Consider the following 23,380-nt stretch of genomic DNA (forward strand, 5'->3'; position numbering starts at 1 on the left):
CGCCGCCGGACTTGAGCAGCGGCGAGTCCAGCTTGCTCACCAGCCACTTGTCACCGTGGCGCTCGAGGGTCATCTCGACCGCGAGGTTGATCGGCGTCTGATCCGATCCGGTGACGTTGGTGCGGTACTGGGCGAAGGTCACCATCGCCTTCGCCTCCTCGGTGGTGCCGGTGATGTACCCGCACTGCACGTCCTCGCCGCGCGAACGGACCTGCTGCTCGATCATCAGGCTCTTGAGCGCGTCCGAGGCGGTGGTGAACTGCTCGAGGTAGTCGCCGGTCGCCCCCGCCTTCATCGACTCGATGTACTGGTCGAGGTTCTTCGAGTAGTCGTAGTTGGCGACGATCTTGCCGTAGGCGCAGGCCGCCGCGGTCGACTCCGAGATCGCGTCCAGCTTCTCGCCCTTGTCGCTGCTCTGCAGGTAGAACACCACGGCGGTGGTCACCGCCGCGACCGCGACCACGCCCGCGGCGCCCGCCGCGAGCCACGCGGTCGGCAGCTTGCCCTTCGGGGCCGCGGGGACGGCCTTCGCCGCCTCGGTCTTCGCGGGCTCGGTCTTCGCGGGCTCGGTCTTCGCCGGCTCCGCCTTCGCGGCCTCGGTCTTCGCCGTTTCGGTCGCTGCCGCCTCGGCCTTCGGCTCGGGCGTCTTCGCCGTCTTCTCGTCGGGGGCTTCGGCCTTCGCCAGGTCCGGCTTGTCCGCCGCAGCCTCGTCCTTCTTGCCGGCGTCGTCGCTGGTCATCGAATCAATCCTGCTCTTTCCCGGCACACGAATCGCACCGATCATCTTCGTTCACCCGTGAGCCGGGCCACATGGTCCCGAACGAGTATGCCCGGTCCAGCTGAGAGACAGCTGGGCCGGGCGGTCACTCACTTCAGCGGCGGAAGTGTCTTCTCGTGGGGATCGACACCCGGCGGCATCGTCGCGCCGTTGTTCGGCACGTTGGGCCGCGGCGCGTTGGCCGCGCCACGAATCTGCTGGCCGTCGGGCGGGTTCGTGCAGTAGTTCCACTTCGGGATCGGCCCGTCCTGGATCTCCTCGTTCCGCATGTACTCGGTGTCGTAGTAGCACGTCGGACGCGGCCAGATGTCGATGATGGTGTGGAACTCGTTGTCGTGCGCGGGGACACCGATCGCCTCCATGCCGATCGCCAGCGACGGGAACAGCGCCCGCAGCGCGGGCTGGCGCAGCTGCGCCGCCCGGGTGATGGCGACGAAGTTCGACGCCAGGCTGGTGATCGGGTCGGTGGTCGCGTCGAGCACCGCGCCGAGGGTCTGGAACTGACCGGGCGCGTTGTCCAGCACACTCTGCAGCTCGGCGTTGGCGTTGTTGAACTGCGTCAGCAGGGCGCCGGAGTTGCGGGTCAGCGTCTGCAGATCGGGCTGGGCGTGCGAGGTCGTCTCGGCGATGACCCGCAGGTTGGCGATCAGGTTGACCGTCTGCGGCAGCAGGTTGTCCAGGCCGGCCACCACCAGGCTCACCCCGTTGATCAGGCTGCGCATCTGGTCGGGGCCGCCGCCGAGGGCGATGTCGAGCTCGGCCAGGATGGTGCTGAACTGCTGCGGGTTCACCTGCGCGATGAGCGCGCTGGTGTCGTCGAGCACGGCCCAGACCGGGGTCGGGGTCTTGATCTGCTCGGGGTTGAACTTGATCACCGCGCCGTCGCCGAGGAACGGGCCCTGGTCGGAGTTCGGGCGGAAATCGATGTACTGCTCGCCCGCCGCCGACAGCGCCTGCACCGAGATCTGGGTGTCGGCCGGGATCTTGTAGCTCTTGTCGATCTGGGCCTTCGCCGCGATCGCGGTGCCCTGGTCGATCAGCTCGATCGAGGTGACCTTGCCGATGCGGTGCCCGCGCAGGGTCACGTCGTTGCCCGGCTGCAGGCCGCCGGAGCGGTCCAGCGTGACGGTCACGTCGTACTCCGTGCGCAGCGGGTTCACGCGCATGACGTTGACGAGCAGGTAGGTCCCGCCGACCAGCAGCACCACGATGAGTGCGGTGTTGGCCAGCAGGATCTTGTTCCCGAAGAACTTCTTCAGCTTGGACATCAGCGTCCTCCCACCCTGCCTTGGACGACCTGCAGCACCTGGATGAAGGTGCCGACGAAGTCGTTGACATCGTTCAGGTCGAAGAACTTGCTGTGCGCCGGATCGCTGAGCAGACCGATGTCGAGATTGGTCAGCGTGGCGAACGGCGCCAGCGACTTGCCGCGGAACGTGGCGTTCGCGCCCGGGCGGATGGCGTGCAGCTGCTCCATGGTGTAGCCGAAGCTGTCACCGGTGGCCGCCAGCGCGTTCATCAGGTTGTCCAGGTTGGTGAGCAGCTGGGAGAGCTGATCGCCGGTGGTGGCGGAGTAGTCGCCCAGCGCCGCGCTGGCCGTGGACACCTTGGTGAGCAGGTCACCGATCGCCTTGGTGTTCTCCGCGACCGCGCCGATGGCCTGCGGCAGCGTGTCGGCGACCTGGCCGAGCTGGTTCTTGTTGTTCTCGACCGTGTTGGCCAGCGAGTTGAACTCGGTCAGCACGCTGTCGATCCGCGCGCTGTTGTTGTTGAGTTCGCCGACCACGCCGGTCATCTCGGTGATCAGGTGCGCGAGGTTGCCGCCCTGGCCGTTGAGGATCGAGCCCAGTTCGGTGCCGAGCCTGCTCAGGCTGGCGACGCCGCCGCCGTTGAACAGCATCGAGACCGAGATCAGCAGCTCCTCCACGGTGGCGCCGGCCGAGGTGGACGACAGCGGCAGCGTGTCGCCGTTCTCCAGCCTGCCCGCGCCGGGGTTGTTCTTCGGCTCGTTGAGCGCGATGAACACGTCACCGAGGGGCGTGGCCTGGCGCAGCTCGGCGGTGCTGCCCTTCGGCAGCACGATGTCCGTGCGGATGTCCATGTCGACCACGGCCTGGAAGTTCTTGGTCTTGATCGAGGTGACGACGCCGACGTCCGAACCGCCGATCTTCACCTTGGCCTGGTCGGGCAGGTTCAGCGCGTTCTCGAACTCGGCGTGCAGCGTGTAGGTTTCGCCGCCGGTGCCCGGCTTGGGCAGCGGTAGATCCTCGACCGTGAGACTGCAGCCTGCGGTGGTGGCGGTCACCGTGGCGAGCGCCGCGACGGCCAGCAGCGCGCGACGGGCTTTCTGGTTCATTCGTCGGTTCATTTCGTCAGTCCGAGCAGGGCGGCGGTGAGACCGTAGTCGGGGCCGAAGTCCTGCATGTTTCCGGTCCGGCAGCCGTCGGACTTCATCTGGATCCGCTCGCAGAACACACTCACGATCTCGCCGGACATCGCCGTGCCGATCAATCCGTGCAGACGGACGAACCCGCGCTCCTTGTCCATGGAGTTGTTGATGTTCTGCATCAGCAGCGGCACGACGTCGACGATCTCGACCACCTGGGTGGCGTTGTCACGCAGCTGCTTGGTGACGTTGGTCAGACCCGTCAGCGAGGAGGCCAGCTCCTCCTGGTGCCCGGAGAACGTGGTGCTCGTGTTCACCAGGAACTGGTTGAGCTGGTCCAGGGTGGCCTGCAGGCCCGGCGACTGCTCGGCGAGCAGGCCCGACAGCGCGGTCATCCGGTTGCTGAAATCGCGCACGGACTGATCGTTCTCGGCCAGCATCGTGGTCAGCTCGTTGAGCTTGATGATGATGTTGGAGATCGCGTCCTTGTTGTCCACGCCGACCTTCAGCGCGCCCGAGAGCGCGTCGAGGGTCTCGCGGATCTTCTGGCCGTTGCCGTTGAGCACGGGATAGAGCACCCGGCCCGAGAGCGGGCCGAGCCCGTCCTGGCCCGGCTCCGGCTTCAGCGCCGCGGCGAACTGGTCGATGGTCTTGATCATCGTGTCCAGCTCGACCGGCGTGCGGGTGCGCGCCTTGGGCAGGTGATCGCCGGATTCGAGGGCGTCGCCGCCGGTGTAGGGCGGAGTGATCTCGATGTGGCGGTCGGTCACGATCGAGGGGGAGACGATCGCGGCGATCGCGTCCTTGGGGATCTTCACCCCGGGCTTCACCGTCATGTGGACCTCGACGAAGGTGCCCTTCGGCACGATCTTGTCGACCTTACCCACGGCGAGGCCGAGGACCATGATCTCGTTGCCCTCGTACATGCCCGCGATGTTGTCGAAGTCGGCGGTGATCTTCGTCGACCGATTGAGCGCGTCGTCGAAGCTGCTCGGCATGAGCGAGCAGCTGCCGAGCGCCAGCGCGGTCGCGCCGATCATCATCGATCGCGCGACGAACCGCGCGCTGCGAAGCGGATTGGTCAGTTTCATCCCTGGCACCCCTCGATGACCTGAACGAAGCACAGCCAGTTGTCGGGGAACAGCCACGGCAGCGCCACCTCGCCGTAGGGACCGTCGGCGAGCACGTTGTTGAAGTACCGCGCGGTCGGCGCGCCGATCGACAGCAGCCGGTCCAGGTTGTCCTTGTTCTTCTGCAGGCCGGCCGCCATCGTGTCGAGCTGGTTGATGGTGTCGCCGAACTGGTTGCCGTTCTCGGCGCCGATCTGCTCCAGCTGACGGGTCAGCGTGGAGATGTTGTCCAGCAGCTGGCGCAGCAGGTCCTGGCGCTGCATCACCTTGCTCGCGATGGCCTCGCCCTGGGTGATGACCAGCAGCACGCTGTTGCGGTTGTCGGCGAGCACCTGGGTGACCCGGTTGAGGTCCTTGAGCAACTGGTCGACCTCGCCGCGGCGCTGGTCGACGACCTTGGCCACCGCGCCGACGCTGTCGAGCGCCTGGGCGACGAGCTGCGGCGAGTCGCCGAGCTGGCTGTTGATGGTGTTGAGCGAGGCGGCCAGCTTCTTGGTGTCGAGCTGCTCGAACTTCGGCGTACCGACCTGCACCACATCGGCGATGTTGTACGGCACGTCGGTGTTGTTGCGCGGGATCCGGTCGCCCTTCAGGCCCGAGCCGTCGCCCGGGTTCAGGTCGACGTAGCGGGCGCCCAGCAGCGTGGCCATCTTGATCGCGGCGTGCGCGTCGGGGCCCAGCTTCACCGAGTTGTTCACGTTCAGGCTGATCACCACGTGATCGCCCTCGATCTCGGCGCCGGCCACCGTGCCGACCTGGACGCCGGACACGGCGACCTTGTCGCCGACCTTGATGCCCGCGGCCTGCACGAACTCGGCCTCGACCGTCTGCTGCCCGAACCCGAGCAGCTTGTACACGCTCGAGCCGACCAGCAGCATCACGATGACCAGCGACCCGATGACGCCGAGCCAGAAATTGCGGTTACCCAGGAAAGTCGTCTTCAGCTTCTTCATGGCCTGCACACCGCCGAATGCGAGTTGCCACCGATCTGGCTGAAAATGCCGCGCGGGAACAGGACCCCGTAGAGCGAGACATCGAGGCCACACAGGTAGGCGTTGGCGTGGGTGCCCTCGGAGGTGAAGCGACCGAGGTCGGCCAGCATCGAGGGCATGTCGATCGCGACCTGGTCCAGCTTGGGACCGTTGGCGATCAGCAGCGTCAGCGCCGCGGTGGTCGAGTTCTGCGCCGCCGCCAGCTTCGGCTGGATCTGGTTGACCATGCCGACCAGGGAGGTCGTGGCATCGGCCAGCGTCTCGGTGGAGGCCTGCAGGGACTGGCCCTGGTCGTACAGGCCGCCGATGAGCGCCCTGGTCTGGGTAATCAGGGTCTCCAATTCATCCCCTCGCTTGGCCAACCCGGACATCACCCCGGACAGGTTGGTGATCACGTCGGACAGGATCGCGTCCCGGCGCTGGAAGTCCGTCGCCAGCTGCGCGGCCTGGACGATGAACGCCGAGAGCGACACCCCGTCGCCCTGCAGTGCCTGGATCAGCGTCTCCGACATGGCGTTCACCTCGGCCGGCTCCAGCGCCTGGAACAGCGGCTGGAAACCGTTGAGCAGGGCCGAGATGTCGAACGAGGGCTCGGTGCGCTCGATCGGGATGACCGAACCGCTGTCGAGTGCCTTGGGGCTCGGCGCCTTGCCCGGGGTCAGCGCGATGTAGCGCTGGCCGATCAGGTTCTGGTACCGGACAAGGGCTTTGGTGTCGTCGAACACGGTCTGGTCGCTCTGGACGATGAACGAGACCTTGGCGTCGTTCTTGCCGTCGAGCTCGATCTCCTCGACCTTGCCGACGCGCACGCCCGCCATGCGGACGTCGTCGCCCGGCCGCAGGCCGAGGACGTCGGTGAAGATCGCGGTGTACTTGCGGGTGTCGCCGTCGACCGTGCGCGCCAGGGTGTTCCAGACGAGCACGGTGACCAGCAGCGAGACGAGCGCGAAGATACTGAACCCGATCAGTGGCTTGCGGATGCTCACGCGCCACCCCCGATTTCGGACACTTGCAGGGTTCCGCCCTTCATGATCGGACCGAGCAGGAGGAACTCGGTGGCCGTCGGCTGCCTGCCGAGGACCTGCGCGATGGCCGCGTTGCCCTGGTAGGAGACCGGCTTACCGGTGGCCGCCGGTGCGGGCGCCGCCGCGGGAGCCTGCTTGTCCGGCGCGGCCGCGGGGGCGGCGGCACCGGGCAGGGTGGGCAGGCCGGGGAGGGTGATCGTGGGCACGAGGCCCTCGAGCGGGGTGCCCGCGAACGGCTTGACCTCGGTGCCCGAGGCCGCCTGCAGCGGCGCGCCCGGCGTGGTCAGGCCCGGGATGGCGGGCAGACCCGGCACGTTGACCAGCGGCGGCAGGCCCGCGGCGGAGTCCAGCTTGCGCGGCTTCAGGTTCTCCGGCAGCGGCGGCAGGCTGGCCTCGATCGGCGCGGTGAAGCAGCTCGGGCCCGCCAGCTCGTCGTAGCGCGGGCAGTCGGCGCGGGTGTAGGGCTTGTACGGGGTGAAGGTCAGACCCGCGTTCCACACCATCTGCTTCTGCGGGCCCCAGTGGAACGTGGTGTTCAGCTTGGCCAGCGAGGTGCCGAAGACCTGGAAGGTCTTGGTGATCGCGCCCGGATCCACCGCCAGCGAGCCGACGAGGGCGTTCATGCCGACGGTGATGTCCTTGCCGACGTCGGGGTTGTCGGCGAACAGGTCGTTGACCCGGTCGGTGGTCGCGCCCGCGCCCGCCAGCAGGGCGACGAGCTCGTCGCGCTTGTTGGCGATGGTGCTCGCGGTCTCCACGGAGCTGGCGAGGACGTTCATCAGCTCGGGCGCGGACTGGTTGAGCGCGTGCGCCGAGGCGGAGAAGTTGTCGAGCATGCCGCCCAGGTTCGGCCCGGCGTCGGCGACCGTGGTCAGCCAGTGGTCGAGGCGCTGGATGGTCGAGCCGGGGACCCGTCCGCTGCCGTCGAGGGCCTGGGTCAGCGTGCCGAGCACGCGGCCCAGCTGGACCGGGTCGACCTGGTTGAGGATGTCACGGACCGTGGTGAGGGTGTCCTGCAGCGCGATGGTGCCCTGGCTGCGGTCCTCGGGGATCTGCGAGCCCTCCTCGAGGTGGGCGGCGTCGGCGCCGTTGAAGACCAGTTCCACCGAGGTGACGGCGAACAGGTTGCTCGGCACGACGCGCGCGGTGACGTTGGCCGGGATGCCGTCGGCGAACTCGGGCTTGAGCTCGATGTTCACCTTCTGGGTGGCGCCTTTGTCGGCGATGTCGACGTCCTTGACGGCGCCGACGAGGACGCCGCGGAACTTGACGTCGGCCTGCGAGGGCAGGCCGTCGCCGGTGGTCGAGAGGTTGGCGACCACGTTCACCTTGGGCACGAAGTAACCCTTGTACCGCGCCATCAGGAAGCCGAGTACGACGGCGAAGACCAGCAAACCGATGGTGCCCGCCAGGTACAGCTGCTTCATCGTGGGCCCGCGCCCACTGGGATCGATGATCATCGCGCCCTACCCCGAGATCCGGATTCCGGGGTTGATACCCCAGATGGCCAACGTCAACAGAAGGTCGGCGAACACGACCAGGATGATGCACATCTTGATCGCACGGCCCGCCGCGACACCAACGCCCTCGGGACCACCCGAGGCGAAGAAGCCGTAGTAGCACTGGATGAACGTGGTGATCATGACGAAGACGATCGCCTTGAGCAGCGAGTAGATCACGTCCGTCGGCACCAGGAATTGGTAGAAGTAGTGCGAGTAGGTGCCCGAGGCGGTGCCGCCGATCAGCTGCACGGTGACCGAGCAGGCGATGTAGGCGGTGGCGAGGCCGAGCGCGTACAGGGGCACGATCGCCATGACCGCGGCCATCATCCGGGTGCTGACCAGGTAGGGCAGCGGGCGGATCGCGACCGATTCGAGCGCGTCGATCTCCTCGGAGATGCGCATGGCGCCGAGCTGGGCGGTGAATCGACAGCCCGCCTGCGCGGCGAACGCGAGCGCCGCCAGCAGCGGCCCGAGTTCACGGGTGGTGGCGAAGGCCGAGATCGCGCCGGTGATCGGGCTGAGGCCGAGCAGGTTCAGCGAGGTGTGGCCCTGGATGGCCACCGTCATGCCGCCGAAGGCGCTGATGATCAGGATGACGCCGATGGTGCCGCCACCGACGACGATGTTGCCGTTTCCCCACGTGACGTCCGACAGCAGGCGCCAGACCTCCTTGGGGTACTGCTTGAACGCCAGCGGGATCGAGCCGACCGACCGCAGGAAGAAGAAGACCTGGTGACCGAGCCGGGCCAGCATGTCGACGGGGGCCTTGCCCGCCTTCTTGATCTGCTGGAGCGGCCGGAGCAGCGGGGGTACGTACGTTGACGACATGGCTCACACCACCTGAGGGGGGAAGACGGCGGCGTAGATCTGGGTGATCGCCACGTTGACGCCGAGGAGCATGACGGTGGAGCTGACCACCGCGGAGTTCACCGCGTTGGCGACGCCACCCGGGCCGCCGCGGGCGTTGAGGCCGCAGTCGCAGGCGATGATCGAGGCGATCAGACCGAAGAGGACCGACTTGAGCAGCGCCACCGCGAGGTCGCGGGTGACCGCGAAGGAGGCGAAGGTGCTCATGTAGGAGCCGGGGGTGCCGCCCTGGGCGAAGATGTTGAACATGTAGCCGGTCAGGAAGCCGACGAACACGACGAAGCCGCAGAGCAGGAAGCTGACGAGCATCGCGGCGCCGAGGCGGGGGGCCACCAGGCGGCGCAGGGGGTCGACGCCCATGACCTTCATGGCGTCGATCTCCTCGCGGATGGTGCGGGAGCCGAGGTCGGCGCAGATGGCCGAACCGACGGCGCCCGCGATCATCAGCGCGGTGACCAGGGGCGCGCCCTGCTGGATGATGCCGAGGCCGTTCGCGGCGCCGATGAACGACGTGGCGCCGACCTGGCTGGCGACCGCGCCGACCTGGATCGAGACGATCACCGCGATCGGGATGGCCACGAGCAGGGTGGGCGCCGCGGCCACGCTGGCCATGAAGGCGCACTGGCGGACGAACTCACCGAAGGGGAAGCGCCGACGGAAGATCGCGACGATCAGCTCCGTGATCGCCTCGACACCCATCGTGATCTGCCGGCCGAAGGTCTCGAGCGATCGCTTGGGATGCTCTTCCCACAGGTCCTTCGTCCAGTCGACAGCCTCACTGAGGCGTGAACGCGTGGGTGGACTCTCCGTCGACTGCACTACTTCAACCCCTCTCGACGCCGGTTCCACAGGCCCCGACGCTTGCTTTGCTCGATGCACCTTACTACGGAGTAGCGCAGAACACACCACCGACATGTGATTGGTGTCATAGATCGAGGTCACTGTCCGGAAAGGCTATGAGGCGGGCCACGTCAGACCCTACGCGGGTAATTCGATGGCCTCAGGATCACAGTCGCCGTGTCGCTTTTCTCCGACACTTCCCAGTACCACGGCCCGGGGATTCGATTTAGTCGAATAACCGTCATTCAAAACGAATACTCACCGAAAAACCCGGCACATCACGAACAGAACTCGAACCGCGGGCCCCGCGGTCACGATTTCGATAGTTCCCCGCTATCACCGAACGCGTGACGGGCGGTACTGGTAAGCAGCTAACCGGACGAACTCGCGGTCCGTTTGCTCCCCGGCACCAGTACGGGGCACGCCCGGGACCGAATACAGGCACGATAGCCATCATCGATTGATATCGTGCGGGCTTCCGACCTCTGGAGGGACATGTTCAGCAAACTCGCCACTGTCCTGGCCGCCGTCCTCGGCGCCGCCCTGCTCAGCTCCGGGGCGGGGACCGCGCACGCGCAACCGGGCCCTCCGGTCGTCGGCGGGGGATCGGGCATCGTCATCGACAACCTGTACCAGTGCACCGTCACCACCGTCGGTTTCGACGGCGCGGGCAGGCTGGTCGGCCTGACCGCGGGTCACTGCGGCGACGGTGGCTCCACCGTGTTCGCCGAGGCCGACCCCGGCTACGGCCCGATCGGGCATTTCGCCTACGCCGACCACGACCTCGACTACGCCGTCATCGAGTTCACCCCGGGCCGGATCACACCGGTCAACCGGATCGGCAACGTCACCATCACCGGCACCGGCGCGCCCGCGCCGTTCCCGAGCATCGTCTGCAAGGAGGGCCGCACCACCGGCAACACCTGCGGCATCAGCTGGGGCGACGTCTTCCAGACGCACACCGAGACCTGGTCGCAGATGTGTGTCGTCGAGGGCGACTCCGGCGCGCCGGTGGTCGTCGGGACCACCCTGGTCGGCATGGTGAACGCCTACCTGCTCGTGGCCTGCGCAGGCCCCGAGGTCGGCACCAACATGAACTCGATCATCGACGACATCAACCGCCGGGGCGGCGTCGGCGCGGGGTATCGGGTCGTCTGACCCGAGGGCCTACATCCCCTTGGCGCAGACCACGAAGTGGCGGTTCGGGTATTCGAAGCCCGTATCCGCCTCGGCCGGGCAGGAATCCACGCTGTCGGCGTTCTCGACGACGCTGACGATCTTGACCGCCTCGGACGCGGCCTGGCCGCAGTCGATGCGCTTGGGGTCCTCGCCGCCGACGTCCATGCAGCCGCCGACCACCCAGTCGACGTCGAGGCAGAGGGCGCCGGTCTCGATGCCGTTGAGGGTCTCGTAGTAGGTGGCGTCGCGGTCGGCCACGCAGCCGGAGCTGTTCTTGGACTTGCCGATCACCTTGTAGTTGGACGAGCGGCTGCCGCACGACGCCTTGGCGATCTTGGCGTTGGTCGTGGTGCCGCCCAGGTCGACGCAGTCGCCGACTTCGGCCTGGAAGTCGGTCGAGCCGCCGCGGCCGGTGGTGGGCGTCGGCTTGCCGGAGGTCGGCTTGGCCCGGCCGGAGGTCGTCGGCGCGCCCGACTTGGTCGGCGCGGCACCGCTGGTCGCGGGGACGACGTCGATCGCCGGTTCGGCCTTGCCCTGGATGGTCCCGCCGCAGCCGGCGACGGCGAGGCCGGTCAGGACGACGGCCGCGGCGGCCGTCATCCGGCCGAGGATCAGTGAACGAGACATAACACGCAATGCATACACGACGAACGCGGTGCGCGTCGACTCGACCGGCGCTCCGCGTTCCGCCCGGCGCGACCGGCTTCGACCGTTACGCTGGTTGTCCGGCCTCCCGGCCGGTGGCGCATCAGGAGGAGACCCCGATGGTGGCAGCAACATCGGCGGGAGATTTCGGCCCGCAGACCCGGTCCGGCAAGCAGCGCCTGCGGGCGCCCCGGCAGATGCACGTCGACCCCCGGTTCATCCGGCTGGCCGACCAGTTCTTCGGCATGTTCGGCCAGACCAGCCGGGGCGGCGGGGCGCTGGCGGTGTACCTGGACGGACGTCCCGTGGTCGATGTGTGGGCGGGCTGGTCGGGCAAGGATCAGCGCTGGACCGGCGAGAACGTCGCCCTCACCTTCTCGACCGGCAAGGGCGTCGCCGCGACGGTGGTGCACCGGCTCGCCGAGCGCGGCCTGATCGATTACGAGGCGCCGGTCGCGGAGTACTGGCCGGAGTTCGCCGCGCACGGCAAGGCCGAGATCACCGTCCGCGACGTGCTCTCGCACCGGGCGGGCCTGCACCGGGTGCGCGGGCTGGTCCCGGGCCGCGAGGGCATCCTCGACTACGACGCGGTGGTCGCCGCGCTCGCCGACAGTCCCGCCGACCCGCGCCGCATCCGCACCTCGGGCTATCACGCGATCACCTTCGGCTGGCTGGTCGCCGAGATCGTGTCGCGGGTGACCGGCGACCCGTTCGCCGACGTGCTGCGCCGCGAGATCGCCGAGCCGCTGGGGACCGACGAATTCTGGTTCCGGGTACCGGAATCCGAGCGTCACCGGATCGCCAAGATCTTCCCGCACCTCGCGCCGCCGGGTATCCGCTGGAACACCGCCTCCTCGGTGCTGTCGTGGGTGCGCCCCGTGCGCGGCCTCGCCGAGGCAGGCATGCCGGAGAGCTTCGACGAGCTGGTGCGCGATCCGCGCGTGCACGACGCGGTGATGCCGGGCTGGAACGGGGTGTTCTCCGCGCGGGCGCTGGCCCGCATGTACGGCGCGCTGGCCAACGGCGGGGTGGTGTACGGCCCGGACGCCGAGCGTCCGACGCAGGGACCGGTGCACCTGCTGCGTCCGGAGACGATCGAGACCATCGGCCGCACCCAGCAGGCCGAGAGCCGCGACTACGTGCTGGGTCTGCCGCTGCGCTTCACCCTCGGCTATCACCGGCCGGTGCTGATGACCAAGCAGCAGCCGCGGACCGCTTTCGGCCACTACGGGATCGGCGGTTCGGGCGCGTACGCCGATCCGCAGCTCGGCATGTCGGTCGCCTTCGTCACCAACCGCCTGGGGAACGCGGTGACCGCGCTGGGCGACGCGCGCCTGGCCAAGCTGGCCGCGATCGCGCAGAGCACGGTGCGCCGGGCGAAGGCCGTGCGCGAGTGAACCGGGATCGAACCGGGGGCCGGTCCGCGACGTAGTACCGGGCATGGACGCCGACGCCGACACCTCCGGCCGTGCCGCGCCCCGGCTGCCGCGCTGGTCGCTGCTGCACGGGCTGGCCGCCGGACTGGATTTCGACCGCTATCTGCGTCGGCGGGCGCGGGAGGGCGATCCCTTCTATTTGTCGTTCCCCGGACTCGCTCCGGTGTTGTTCAGCGGCACCAGCGACGGCGCGCGGGAATTGTTCCGTGCGCCTATCACAGTCGTGGAACCACCGCGCCCGAATCCGATCGAACCGATGGTCGGAACCGCGTCGTTGATTCTCACTGCGGGGGAACGGCACCGGGCCGACCGCGCAATCATCGGACCGAAACTGCACGGTTCCACAATTCGTGATCTCGCCGAAGTGATCAGCGCGGCAACCGAATCGGAGATAAACTGGACCGGCGACCAAATGAACGCGCTGACCGCGGGCAGGCGCATCACGCTGCGCGTCATTCTCACCGCCGTGTTCGGCCCGCTGCCGGAATCACGGGCACGCGAATTCTCTTCCGCCGTCACCGATTTCCTCGCCGCATTCATTCCGCCACTGCTGCTGGCGCCCGCCCTGCGGCGCGGCTTCGCCGGGCGGGCACCGTGGGACCGGTTCGTCGCCGCGCGCGGCCGGCTCGACCGGCTGATCCTGACCGAGGTCGGCCGGCGCCGTCGCGAGCCCGCCACCGCGAGCCCCGACCTGCTCGACCTGCTGCTGGCCACCCGCTACGCCGACGGCGCCGCGATGACCGACACCGAACTGTGCGAGCAACTGCGCACGCTGATCGTCGCGGGCCACGAGACGACGGCGACCAGCCTCGCCTGGGCCTTGTACCACCTGCATCGCGATCCGGAACTGCTCGAGCGGGCGCGCGCCGAGGCGGCCACGGCGACCGATCCGGCCGAGCGGGCGCGCCTGCCGTTCCTCGACGGCGTCTGCCTGGAGACCCTGCGGCTGCACCCGCCGGTCCCCATCGTCCTGCGCAGGCTGCGGGAGCCCTGGACGTGGCGCGGTCTCGCGCTACCCGCCGGGACCACGCTCGGCCTCGCGGTGCCCCTGCTGCACGGCGACCCGGCTACCTTCGAGCAGCCGCGCGTTTTCGACCCCGACCGGTTCGCCACCCGGCGGTACTCCCCGTTCGAGTACGCGCCCTTCGGCGGCGGGCATCGCCGGTGCGTCGGCGCGGCCCTGGCCGACTACGAGCTGCGCATCGTGCTGGCAACCCTGCTGGCGGGCCCCCGGTGGGCGCTGCACCCCGCGACCGCACGCGGAGGCGGCCCCCGGGCGGTGCCGCGCAACCTCGCGACCGGCCCGAACCGGGCGATCCAGCTCACACGAACGCAGTGATTTAGGTCACTTCCGGTTTGGTCGCCGTGACCGCGGGAGAATGGCGCCGCGGCCCGCACCGCGGCCGACTCGCCGCCGTGAGCGCGGCGTTTCGCCGAAGCCGCTGGGCCGCAATCGGTTCTGTGACCCAGGACACGCAGTTATCGGCGCGTTATCGCCACGCAACGGGGCTGGCACTGTGTCGCCCCCGCCGGGTAGACATGAGCCTCAGGGGTCGGGGCGTCAGTACCCGTGGAGTCCCGTGTGGACACCACGTCAATCACGAAGATCCCGCCCGGTTCCGGGCGGGAGATGGAATGGACGAGATACCTATGCATGTTCAGGCAAAGCGTCGCGTGCGCCGCGGCCTGCTGTTGACCGTGGCGATCGCGGCGGCCGGTGCCGCGGTGCTCGCTCCCGCGCAGGCGGAGCCGATCATCCCCGGACTGGGCAACGGCTCGAGCCAGGGCGCGCTCAGCGAGCCCACCCCGCAGGCCACATTCGCGCCGCCGAACATCAACATCGCCGACGGCGAGACCGTCGGCGTCGCGCAGCCGATCATCATCACCTTCAAGGAGCCGATCGCCGACCGCGCCGCCGCGGAGAAGGCCATCAAGGTCACCTCCTCGAACCCGGCGCCGGGCCACTTCTACTGGACCGGTGACAAGCAGGTCCGCTGGCGGCCCGAGGAGTTCTGGCCCGCCAACACCGACGTGCAGGTCGTCGCCGGTGGCACGACCAGCGCCTTCCGCATCGGCGACGCCTTCATCGCGACCGCCGACGACACCACCCACACCATCACCGTCACGGTGAACGGCGAGGTCGTCAAGACCATGCCGACCTCGATGGGCAAGGTCAAGCACGAGACGCCCAACGGCACCTACATCGTCGGCGAGCAGCTCCGCAAGATGACCATGGACTCCTCCACCTACGGCGTCCCGGTCACCGACCCGGAGGGCTACAAGCTCGAGGTCGAGTACGCCACCCGCATCTCCAACAGCGGCATCTTCGTGCACGCCGCCCCGTGGTCGGTGGCCCAGCAGGGCGTGTCCAACGCCAGCCACGGCTGCCTGAACGTCAGCACCGAGGACGCGCGCTGGTTCATGGAGAACTCGCGCCGCGGTGACGCCGTCATCGTGGTGAACACCAACGGCGGCACCCTGAGCGCCTCGGACGGTCTGGGCGACTGGAACTGATCCGCCGGCCGGTTCCGGCGAATACGACACGGAGCGCGTGTGGCCTCGGCCGCACGCGCTCCGTCGTCGTCAGGTCGGGACGGGGACCGGTTCGGGTTCGGCGTCGGCGGGTGATTCGGTCGCCTTCGCGCGGAAGAGCGCGCCGGGCCACCAGTTCCATCTTCCGGCGAGCAGCGCGGCCGAGGGGATCGTCACGGTGCGCACGACCAGGGTGTCGAGCAGCAGCCCGACCGCGATGGTGAAACCGATCTGGGCGATGTTGGTGACGTCGGAGAGCATGAGCGCGAACATCGTGATCGCGAAGACCACCCCGGCGGTGGTGATGACCCCGCCGGTGCGGGTGAGCGCCCTGGCCACCGCCGCCTTCAGGCCGTCGCCGGGCGCGGCGAGCAGCTCGTCGCGGACCCGGGACATGAGCAGCAGGTTGTAGTCGGCGCCGACCGCGGTCAGCGCGATGAACGACATGGCGGGCACCGCCCAGTGCAGCGGCACGTCGAGCAGGTGCTGCCAGACGAGCACGCTGAGCCCGAGCGCGGCCAGGTACGACAGCAGCACGGTCCCGAACACGTACAGCGGCGCGATCAGGCTGCGCAGCGTGACGGCGAGGACCAGCAGGATCAGGGCCGAGGCCGCGGCGACGATGGTGCCCAGGTCGCCGAAGGCCAGGGCGCGCAGGTCGGTGTAGGTGGCGGCCAGCCCACCCGCGGCGATGCCCGCGCCCGCCAGGGAGGTCCGCGCCGCGGCCGTGTTCGCGACCTCGGTGACCTGCCGGGCCAGCGCCATGCCCTCGGTGCTGAACGCGTCGGCCGTGCCGATGATCATCAGGCGGGCGGAACGACCGTCGGGGGAGAGGTAGAACCGCGCCGCCGTGGTCAGATCCTGGTTCGCGAGCGCGAAGTCGGGGATGTGGAAGCCGCCGGCGGCGGGGGAGATGGTCTGGTTGTGCCGCAGGCCGTTCAGCAGGCCGACGGCCTGGCCGAGCCCGTCGGGGAGTTCGTCGAAGGCGGCGTTCAGCTGACCGACGCCGCCGCGCAGCTGCCCGGTGCCCGCGGCCAGCTCGTCGGCGCCGCCGCGTGCCCGGCCGATGCCCGCGCCCAGCGTGCCCAGCCCCTGGTGCAGCCGGTCCTGCCCGTCGGCCAGCGCGACCGAACCCTGCCGCGCCGCGCGGAGTCCGGTGAGCAGCTCGCCGAGACCGGTGGCCAGCTGGGCGTTGCCGTCGGCGAGGGTGCGCATGCCGTCGCGCAACCGGCCGACCTCGCCCAGCGGGCCCGCGTCGAGGGCGCCGAGAGCGGCCCGCGCGGCCGAGCACAGCGGGCTGGCCGCGCAGTTCGGTTCCGCGGCGACCAGCGCCCGCAGGGCGGCGACGGCGTCGAGGGAGCCCTGCGCGGGCGCGAGGCTCGCGTCGACCCCGGCCGCCAGTTCGGCGCTGCCCGCGCGGAGTCGCTGGGCGCCGGTCTCGAGCTGGGCGGCGCCGTCGACCAGCCGGTCCAGCCCGCCGACCAGGGTGCGGGTGCCGTCGACGAGCTGGGCCGAGCCCTGCCCCGCCTGGTCCGACCCGGCCGCGAGGGCGCCGAGGCCGCCGGCCAGGGCGGTCGCGCCGTCGTCGAGTCTGCCGGCCCCGTCGGACAGGCGGGCGAGGTCGGGACGCGCGCCGGCGAGCCGGTCCCCGGCGGCGGCGAGCCGGTCGCTCACCAGCCCGAGCTGGCCGTCCACGGCCGCCTCGGGGATGGGCGTCCCGAGCGGACGGGTGATCGAGCGCACCGAGGCGACACCGGGCAGCCGGGCGATCTCGGTCGCCAGGGTCTCCAGCGCGGCGTAGTCGGCGGAGTTGCGCAGGTCGCGGTCGGACCGGACCAGCAGGTAGGTGGGCAGCAGTTCGTTGGCGGGGTAGTGCGCCGCCGCGGCGGCGTAGCCGCGATTGCTCGGGGTGTCCGCGGGCTGGGTGGCGCGTTCGTCGTAGCTCAGGGCCAGGCTCGGCAGCACCGCGATCAGGACCGCGATCACCGCCAGCGACGCGGCCAGCATCCGGGCCGGGTGGGCGGTCACCACCGCGGCGAGCCGCTGCCAGTAGCCCACCGGGTTGCGGCGCGCGCGGGGTTCGGCCAGCCCGAAGTCGGCCGCGATGGCCAGCAGGGCGGGGGCGAGGGTGATCGCGGCGAGGACGGTCACGCCGACGCCGACCGCGCAGGGGATGCCGATGGTGCGGAAGACCCCGATGCGGGTGGCGGCCATCGTCGCGCAGGTCAGCACGACGATGAGCCCGGAGGCCAGCACCACCGGGGTGATCCGGCGGTAGGCGGCGAGGTAGGCGGGGCGCGCGGCCAGCCCTTCGCGGCGGGCCTCGTGGTAGCGGCTGATCAGGAAGATCGCGTAATCGGTTCCCGCGCCGAGGATCAGGGCCGAGAGCAACGCGACGGAGAAGATCGAGGTGGGCAGCCCGTGCTGACCGAGCACCGAGACGACGGGCCGGGACGCGCCGAGCGCGAGCCCGATGGTCATCAGCGCGACCATGGTCGACGACAGCGAGCGATAGGTGGCCAGCAGCAGCAACGTGATCAGTACCACGGTAAGGAGGGTGATCACGGTCAGCGCGCGGTGGATGCCGTCGAGTTCGTCGGAGAAGGTGGGCGCCGGTCCGGTGATGTCGGCCGAAAGGCCCGGTGGCCTCGGCGTTTCCGCGATCGTTTCGCGCACGGCGCCGAGCGAGGCGGTGGCCTGGTTGGTTCCGGTGTCCCCGACCAGCCGGATCGGCAGGTAGACCGCCCGCCGGTCGCCGCTGAGCACCGAGCCTGCCGTGACCGGCGACGACCACAGGTCCATCACCGATTCGACCCGCGCCCGGTCGGCGGACAGCGCGGCGACGACGCGGTCGTAGTAGGCGCGGTCGGCGGCGGTGAGTTCGCCGTCCCGGGTGAGCACGAGGTACGCGCCGCCGGAGCTGCGCGATTCGCCGAACTGCTCGCCCATGTCGGCCAGCACCCGCGCGGCGGGTGTATCGGCCGGGACCATGGCGGTGGAACTCGCGAAGACCGTCGTCTCCAGTTGGGGGACAAGGAGATTCGACAACCCCGCGACGGTCAGCCAGAGCAGGACGATCGGGTGGCGGAAACGTAGGACGAGCATGCCGAAGCGCTCGATCACGGTGCCTTGCAACGGATTCCCCTCTCACCGCAGCACGGGTGGGCCGGCCGGGGACGGGCACCGCGCCGACGCGGCTTCGCCGAAGCGTGCTGGGCCGCAAGCAATTGCCAACCGGTAACCACGAACCGACCGGACGGCAGCAGCAGCGAGCGTAACACATGCATGTTACCGAGTGGTATACGAATTTTTTTTCCGCAGGCTCACGACCTGAAGTCCCCGAAACTCCATGCGACAGCTGGCGGTTGAGCGTGATAGCGTTCCGCGTGTGTGGCCGGGTTCGCGCCCGCCACATGCACATCGAGGCCCTGCCGACGACCCGGCAGGCAGCCTGTGGCCAGGGGGCGTCCGACCGGCACCCGCATTCCTGGCGCCGGCCACAACGGGGTGGCGAACACATCGAGCGGTACCGGCGACGTCACGCGTGCGCCCGCCGATTCGATGTTCCAGCATACGAACAGCATCGTACGCCGATCACTACGGTGACCGGCCCGTACCGTGAGGCGCACCCGAAAACAGTTGTGACACCGGCAATCACGTAGCCGACGACGGCCCTTGTCCCCGAGGACAAGCACGCATTCGACATCGTTGTGATGAAAACCATTGCGACACTTGACGTTTCGTTCAAGGTCCCCTAACACTTACAGCGGCACTCGGCGACCGGGATGGGCGAGCCCGGGCCACTGCGAGACCACTCCGCACGGCCGCGGCGCAGCAGCCCTCCTGCACACCCCTCCGCCGGGGTGAACCTCCTACCGCCCTCGTGACCACATCAAAGGAGTTCAGCGCCATGGACCACTCCGCGCTACCGTCGGCCGCCGCGGTGACCGACCGGCTCTCCGAGCTCGCCGACGCCCGGCCCACCGAACAGATCCCCCTCGTGACCGCGCGCCTGCGTGAAATCCTCATCACGGGCAGCGATTTCGACGACGTGTACACCCACGTGCTCGCCGCGCCCGGCAAGCGGGTCCGGGCCCGGCTCGTCCTGGCCTGCGCCGGCCTGCTGCGCGACGCGTCGCCCGCGCCCGCCGCGATCGCCCCGCTGCACGCCGCGATCGACATGGCCTGCGCGATGGAGATGCTGCACGAGTCCTCGCTGCTGCACGACGACATCTGCGACGGTTCGCTGCTGCGCCGCGGCGCGCCCTCGGTGCCCGCCGCCTTCGGCGTCCGCACCGCCGCCCGCGCCGGCTTCCACATGGCGGGCGTCGCGATGCAGACGGTCGCCCGGGTGCTGACCGAGAACCCGGTGGTGTTCGCGAGCCTCGGCGACGCGCCCGGCGTCACCTACGCCGACAAGCTCTCCGACCTCTCCTACGGCCAGCTCATCGAAACCCTGCCGCCCGCCGTCGATCCCGACGCGCTGCGCAGGCACTACGAGCTGGTCGCCGGCGCGAAGACCGGCACGCTGTTCCGGCTGTCGTGCTCCTACGGCGGCACGGCGGGCGGCGCCGACCACGACGGGCTGACCGCGCTGATGTCCTACGCGGACCAGCTGTCCATGGCCTTCCAGATCATGGACGACGTCCGCGACGTCGAGGGCGGCCCCGAACTCGGCAAGGACGCGGGCGGCGATCTCGAGCGGCGCGTGCCCACCTGGCCGGTCATCGAGTGGCTTGCCATGCGGCCCGGCGCCCGCGAGATGTGGCTCTCGGCGGACACCTCCACCGAGTTCCTCCAGGCCGACCTGGTCGACAGCGGCGCGACCAAGGCCGCTCGCGGCGTGGCGATGCGCGCGGTGGAGACCGCCAGCCAGGCCCTCGACATCTTCCCCTCGTCGCCCGCGCGCGACGACCTCCGCGAACTCCTGCAGCAGGTGATCACCCGATGAGCAAGACCCGGATGGGCGCACTGGCCCACGGCCTCCGCCACCTGCGCCGCAGGCCCGATCTCGCCGCGCTGCGCGCCGCGCGGACCCCCGCCGAGCTGGCCCACCTGGCGATCATCCCGGCCGGGCGCAACCTCGGCATCTCGGTGGCGTTCCTGCCCGCGCACCTGCGCGACGAGGCCACCGCGGCGCTGCTCGCCTGCCGTGTCCTCGACGCCTTCGAGGACCTCAGCGACCGCGCGTCGGCCGCGTCCGCGGTGCTCACCGCCGCCGAGTTCCTCAACGGCACCACCGACACGCCCCCGCCCGCGCTGCCGACGGTGACCGCCGACCTGCGCGACAGCGAGGCGGTCGACCGCCTGCTCGCCGAGCGCATCGACGACATCCGCGCCCTCATCGCGGTCCTGCCCCCGCAGGGCCGCGGCCGCATCGCGGGCGTGCTCACCGACGTCGCGCGGGTGATGGCCCGCAACATCGAGACCCCGATCAGCCGGGTCGCCTACAGCGAGGGCGTGCTCGGCCGGGTGACCCACTACGCGTGCTCCCTGGTCGCCGCGGACGTGCTCGCCGAGGAGGACCTGCGCGAACTGACCGGCTGCATCGCCGTCGTCGCCCAGTCCGCCAACGACCTGCGCGACGGCGAGGTGGCGATCTACGGCGTCGCCGACCGCGAAGAGCTCAAGCGGGTGGTCATGCTGCGGCTGCTCGCGCCCGCCCTCGGCGGGTTCGCGCTGCTGGCCCGGCTCGGCCCCGGCACGCCGAGCCGCGGCGCGCGGGCGGCCATGGCCTACATGACCATCACCACCGGCGCGTTCCTGTGCGCCGCCGTCGACGCGCCCGCGCCCTACCGCCGCAAGGTGAGCGCGGCGCTGCTGGCGGCCACCTCGGCCAAGCGGTGGGACCGGATGCTGGACCACGTGCGGCGCAGCGCCGACACCGCGATCCACCGGATGCTCGACGCCTCGGCCGACGTCCCCGCGGGCACCGGCCCGGCCACCGGCGTACTGGGCGCGGGCGACCCGCGCACCATGTCGCCCTCGCTGGTGCCGCTGATCGTCGACACCACCTTCGCCCTGGTCGACACCCTCCCCGAGGAGCCGCTGACGGGGGAACTGCCCGACGCCGAGGTCCGCACCATGATGATCGCCGACCACCTGGCCTTCGGCGCCATGGAACGGGTGCCACCGCACGAGCCCGCCGCGCTGCAGGCGCTGGCCACGAGACTCCAACTCGCCGCACTCGAACCCAGTCACCGAGGAAGCCGCCTATGAGCACCGCCGGAAGACCTCAGCTCGCCGACATCGTCACCCCTAGCGGAGGAGTTCTCCTATGACCAGCACCGTCGCCACCGACAGACCACCGTTCAGCAGGCGGGTCCTCAAGTTCGAGCACGCGTCCAACGTCGGGCCACTGATCCACATCGCGCTGTGGATCGGCATGACCGCGGTCGGCCTCTTCGTGCCGTTCGCCACCCAGTGGTGGTTCGCGATCCCGCTGATCATCGTCCTCTCGCTGCTGAACCTGTCGCTGACCATCGGCGTCATGCACATGCACACGCACCGGCCGCTGTTCGTGTCGAAGTTCCCGAACCGGGTCGTCGACATCCTGTGCTGTCTGCCCGGCAACCTGACCGCGGCCGAGATGCGCGAAGTGCACGTGCTCAACCACCACCGGTTCAACGACGGTCCGGGCGACGTCACCGCGACCACGAACATGGAGAAGGGTCTCGGTGCCATCTGGTACTGGATCCGCTACGGCACCATCGTCAAGCTCCACACCGTCAAGGTGCTGTTCTTCTCCGGTGAGCTGGCCGCGCGCCGCACCAAGACCCGCAACCAGTTCATCTTCGACCTGATCGTCTACGCGGCGGTCATCGGCGGCGTCTGGTACCTGACCGGCTCGCGCTTCGTGCTGTTCTACTGGGTGCCGTTCTTCATCACCCAGATCAACGCCGGCTACTTCGCCTGGCTGAGCCACGCCCCGGCGCGCGGTTTCGAGGACGACCCGTCGACCTCGCTGAACAACGCGGGCAACATCCTCAACATCCTGATCTTCAACCAGGGCTACCACTCGGTGCACCACCGCTACCCCGGTATCCACTGGAGCCAGATCCCGGACAAGATGGACTACATGCGTGACGTCAACCCCGGCGTCATCGTGCCGTACTGGATGGTCGCGCAGTCCGGCTGGCGGCTGTTCGCGCCGGGCGGCTTCCTGAACGAGCGCTGGGGCAACAAGTGGAAGGCCAAGCTCGAGCACCGGCTCGAGACCGGCACGATCCGCTCGCGCTACCTGCCGTGGTTCGTATGGATCTGATCACCCCGCAGCAGGCACGGAGCGTGCTGTCGAGCCCCTCGCGGCTCGTTCCGTTCCTGATCGCGTTCGCCGTCTACGGCTTCGCCGGCATCACGGTGCCCATCATGCTGCTGTTCGCGGGCGGCTGGTGGCTGCCCAAGACCATCGACAAGGGCCCGCACGTCGGTACCGCGGCCGCGATCGTGATCGATCTCGCGCTGCTGAGCCTGTTCGCCCTGCAGCACTCGGGCATGGCCCGGCCCGCGTTCAAGGCGTTCGTCACCCGCTGGGTGCCCGAGGCGCTGGAGCGTAGCCTGTACATCGTCGGGGTCTGCCTGGTCATGTGGCTGATCATGCTCGCCTGGCAGCCGATCCCCGCGCTGCTGTGGTCGGCGGACGGAGCCCTCGGCATCGCGCTCGACACCGGCTTCTGGATCGGCTTCGTGCTGGTCTACGCGGCCACGCTGCTGCTCAACCATTTCCACCTGCTCGGCATCAGCCAGGCCTACCGTGAGTACGTCATCCAGGTGCCGGACGCGACGGTGGACCGGCTGCAGGTCAACGGCGTGTACAAGCTGGTGCGGCACCCGCTGATGACCGGCCTGCTGATCTCGTTCTGGTTCGCCGCCGACTTCAGCGTCGGGCACCTGGTGTGGGCCCTCGGCCTGACCGGGTACATCCTGCTCGGCACCTACCTCGAGGAGCGCGATCTGATCGCGCGATTCGGGGCGTCCTACAAGGCGTACGCCGCCCAGGTCCCCGCGTTCTTCCCGTCCGTGTTCAGCCTCTTCGGCCGATCGACCCGGAGGCCGTAGGAAGTGGCCG

Annotated in this window: 19 protein-coding genes; 8 read left to right on the top strand and 11 right to left on the bottom strand. The window is 69.5% G+C overall.

Features of this window, described 5'->3' with window-relative positions; all coding sequences use genetic code 11:
* The 9 genes from ON36_RS28075 to ON36_RS28115 form a co-directional block, all read right to left on the bottom strand.
* The coding region (locus ON36_RS28075) for a hypothetical protein (RefSeq protein ID WP_043659845.1) at positions 1-739 on the bottom strand (739 nt) is incomplete at its 3' end.
* A gap of 128 nt (positions 740-867) precedes the next feature.
* Complete coding sequence (locus ON36_RS28080) at positions 868-2,046, bottom strand: MlaD family protein (protein WP_043659847.1); 1,179 nt, start codon at positions 2,044-2,046, stop codon at positions 868-870.
* A complete protein-coding gene (locus ON36_RS28085) occupies positions 2,046-3,134 on the bottom strand; it encodes an MCE family protein (RefSeq protein WP_043659850.1) in 1,089 nt (362 codons plus the stop codon). Before ON36_RS28085 ends, ON36_RS28080 begins: the two co-directional genes overlap by 1 nt.
* Before the next feature lie 8 nt (positions 3,135-3,142).
* Positions 3,143-4,255, bottom strand: coding sequence for an MlaD family protein (locus ON36_RS28090; protein ID WP_043659853.1), 1,113 nt, complete (start codon positions 4,253-4,255; stop codon positions 3,143-3,145).
* Positions 4,252-5,247, bottom strand: coding sequence for an MCE family protein (locus ON36_RS28095; protein ID WP_043659969.1), 996 nt, complete (start codon positions 5,245-5,247; stop codon positions 4,252-4,254). The genes ON36_RS28090 and ON36_RS28095 overlap by 4 nt, the downstream gene beginning before the upstream one ends.
* Positions 5,244-6,272, bottom strand: coding sequence for an MCE family protein (locus ON36_RS28100; RefSeq protein WP_043659855.1), 1,029 nt, complete (start codon positions 6,270-6,272; stop codon positions 5,244-5,246). Before ON36_RS28100 ends, ON36_RS28095 begins: the two co-directional genes overlap by 4 nt.
* Complete coding sequence (locus ON36_RS28105) at positions 6,269-7,771, bottom strand: MlaD family protein (RefSeq protein ID WP_043659857.1); 1,503 nt, start codon at positions 7,769-7,771, stop codon at positions 6,269-6,271. Before ON36_RS28105 ends, ON36_RS28100 begins: the two co-directional genes overlap by 4 nt.
* A gap of 6 nt (positions 7,772-7,777) precedes the next feature.
* Entirely contained in the window at positions 7,778-8,641 is an 864-nt protein-coding gene (locus tag ON36_RS28110; RefSeq protein ID WP_043659860.1) for an MlaE family ABC transporter permease, read from the bottom strand.
* A gap of 3 nt (positions 8,642-8,644) precedes the next feature.
* Positions 8,645-9,499, bottom strand: a complete 855-nt coding sequence (locus ON36_RS28115; RefSeq protein WP_043659863.1) for an MlaE family ABC transporter permease — start codon at positions 9,497-9,499, stop codon at positions 8,645-8,647.
* Between the two features lie 516 nt (positions 9,500-10,015).
* Here ON36_RS28115 and ON36_RS28120 point away from each other — a divergent pair.
* On the top strand, positions 10,016-10,678 hold the full coding sequence (locus ON36_RS28120) for a chymotrypsin family serine protease (protein WP_043659865.1): 663 nt from the start codon (positions 10,016-10,018) through the stop codon (positions 10,676-10,678).
* 9 nt (positions 10,679-10,687) lie between these two features.
* On the opposite strand, the gene lppU is transcribed toward ON36_RS28120, so the two are convergent.
* Positions 10,688-11,326, bottom strand: a complete 639-nt coding sequence (gene lppU / locus ON36_RS28125) for an LppU family putative lipoprotein (protein WP_043659868.1) — start codon at positions 11,324-11,326, stop codon at positions 10,688-10,690.
* 215 nt (positions 11,327-11,541) lie between these two features.
* Here lppU and ON36_RS28130 point away from each other — a divergent pair, with 215 nt between their 5' ends.
* The 3 genes from ON36_RS28130 (at position 11,542) to ON36_RS28140 (ending at position 15,294) form a co-directional block, all read left to right on the top strand.
* The gene (locus ON36_RS28130; protein WP_052314432.1) at positions 11,542-12,741 is read left to right on the top strand and encodes a serine hydrolase domain-containing protein; all 1,200 of its coding nucleotides are present in this window, start codon (positions 11,542-11,544) and stop codon (positions 12,739-12,741) included.
* Between the two features lie 43 nt (positions 12,742-12,784).
* Positions 12,785-14,119, top strand: coding sequence for a cytochrome P450 (locus ON36_RS28135; protein WP_052314419.1), 1,335 nt, complete (start codon positions 12,785-12,787; stop codon positions 14,117-14,119).
* Between the two features lie 311 nt (positions 14,120-14,430).
* Complete coding sequence (locus tag ON36_RS28140; protein WP_083885483.1) at positions 14,431-15,294, top strand: L,D-transpeptidase; 864 nt, start codon at positions 14,431-14,433, stop codon at positions 15,292-15,294.
* Between the two features lie 69 nt (positions 15,295-15,363).
* On the opposite strand, the gene ON36_RS28145 is transcribed toward ON36_RS28140, so the two are convergent.
* Positions 15,364-18,447, bottom strand: coding sequence for an MMPL family transporter (locus tag ON36_RS28145; protein WP_157225030.1), 3,084 nt, complete (start codon positions 18,445-18,447; stop codon positions 15,364-15,366).
* Positions 18,448-19,195: 748 nt separating this feature from the next.
* On the opposite strand from ON36_RS28145, the gene ON36_RS28150 reads away from it, so the two are divergent.
* From ON36_RS28150 to ON36_RS28165, 4 genes are read left to right on the top strand one after another with little or no spacing between them, the layout of a single operon-like run.
* Positions 19,196-20,263 carry a polyprenyl synthetase family protein gene (locus ON36_RS28150; RefSeq protein WP_245558233.1) on the top strand — a complete coding sequence of 356 codons (1,068 nt, stop codon included), beginning with the start codon at positions 19,196-19,198 and terminating at the stop codon, positions 20,261-20,263.
* Positions 20,260-21,531 (top strand): hypothetical protein, encoded by a 1,272-nt coding sequence (locus tag ON36_RS28155; protein WP_043659874.1) that lies wholly within the window; start codon positions 20,260-20,262, stop codon positions 21,529-21,531. Before ON36_RS28150 ends, ON36_RS28155 begins: the two co-directional genes overlap by 4 nt.
* Positions 21,532-21,589: 58 nt before the next feature.
* Positions 21,590-22,576 carry a fatty acid desaturase gene (locus tag ON36_RS28160; protein ID WP_043659876.1) on the top strand — a complete coding sequence of 329 codons (987 nt, stop codon included), beginning with the start codon at positions 21,590-21,592 and terminating at the stop codon, positions 22,574-22,576.
* Positions 22,567-23,370: a methyltransferase family protein gene (locus tag ON36_RS28165; RefSeq protein ID WP_043659877.1), complete on the top strand. Its 804-nt coding sequence runs from the start codon at positions 22,567-22,569 to the stop codon at positions 23,368-23,370. The genes ON36_RS28160 and ON36_RS28165 overlap by 10 nt, the downstream gene beginning before the upstream one ends.
* The last annotated feature ends 10 nt before the right edge of the window (positions 23,371-23,380 follow it).

The organism is Nocardia thailandica NBRC 100428 (genome assembly GCF_000308795.1).
In the GTDB taxonomy this organism is placed as follows: domain Bacteria; phylum Actinomycetota; class Actinomycetes; order Mycobacteriales; family Mycobacteriaceae; genus Nocardia; species Nocardia thailandica.

Coding starts and splice junctions, on each gene's coding strand:
- ON36_RS28080 (WP_043659847.1), bottom strand. CDS start 2,046: ATGTCCAAGCTGAAGAAGTTCTTCGGGAACAAGATCCTGCTGGCCAAC.
- ON36_RS28085 (WP_043659850.1), bottom strand. CDS start 3,134: ATGAACCAGAAAGCCCGTCGCGCGCTGCTGGCCGTCGCGGCGCTCGCC.
- ON36_RS28090 (WP_043659853.1), bottom strand. CDS start 4,255: ATGAAACTGACCAATCCGCTTCGCAGCGCGCGGTTCGTCGCGCGATCG.
- ON36_RS28095 (WP_043659969.1), bottom strand. CDS start 5,247: ATGAAGAAGCTGAAGACGACTTTCCTGGGTAACCGCAATTTCTGGCTC.
- ON36_RS28105 (WP_043659857.1), bottom strand. CDS start 7,771: ATGATCATCGATCCCAGTGGGCGCGGGCCCACGATGAAGCAGCTGTAC.
- ON36_RS28110 (WP_043659860.1), bottom strand. CDS start 8,641: ATGTCGTCAACGTACGTACCCCCGCTGCTCCGGCCGCTCCAGCAGATC.
- ON36_RS28120 (WP_043659865.1), top strand. CDS start 10,016: ATGTTCAGCAAACTCGCCACTGTCCTGGCCGCCGTCCTCGGCGCCGCC.
- lppU (WP_043659868.1), bottom strand. CDS start 11,326: ATGTCTCGTTCACTGATCCTCGGCCGGATGACGGCCGCCGCGGCCGTC.
- ON36_RS28130 (WP_052314432.1), top strand. CDS start 11,542: ATGCACGTCGACCCCCGGTTCATCCGGCTGGCCGACCAGTTCTTCGGC.
- ON36_RS28135 (WP_052314419.1), top strand. CDS start 12,785: ATGGACGCCGACGCCGACACCTCCGGCCGTGCCGCGCCCCGGCTGCCG.
- ON36_RS28140 (WP_083885483.1), top strand. CDS start 14,431: ATGCATGTTCAGGCAAAGCGTCGCGTGCGCCGCGGCCTGCTGTTGACC.
- ON36_RS28155 (WP_043659874.1), top strand. CDS start 20,260: ATGAGCAAGACCCGGATGGGCGCACTGGCCCACGGCCTCCGCCACCTG.
- ON36_RS28160 (WP_043659876.1), top strand. CDS start 21,590: ATGACCAGCACCGTCGCCACCGACAGACCACCGTTCAGCAGGCGGGTC.
- ON36_RS28165 (WP_043659877.1), top strand. CDS start 22,567: ATGGATCTGATCACCCCGCAGCAGGCACGGAGCGTGCTGTCGAGCCCC.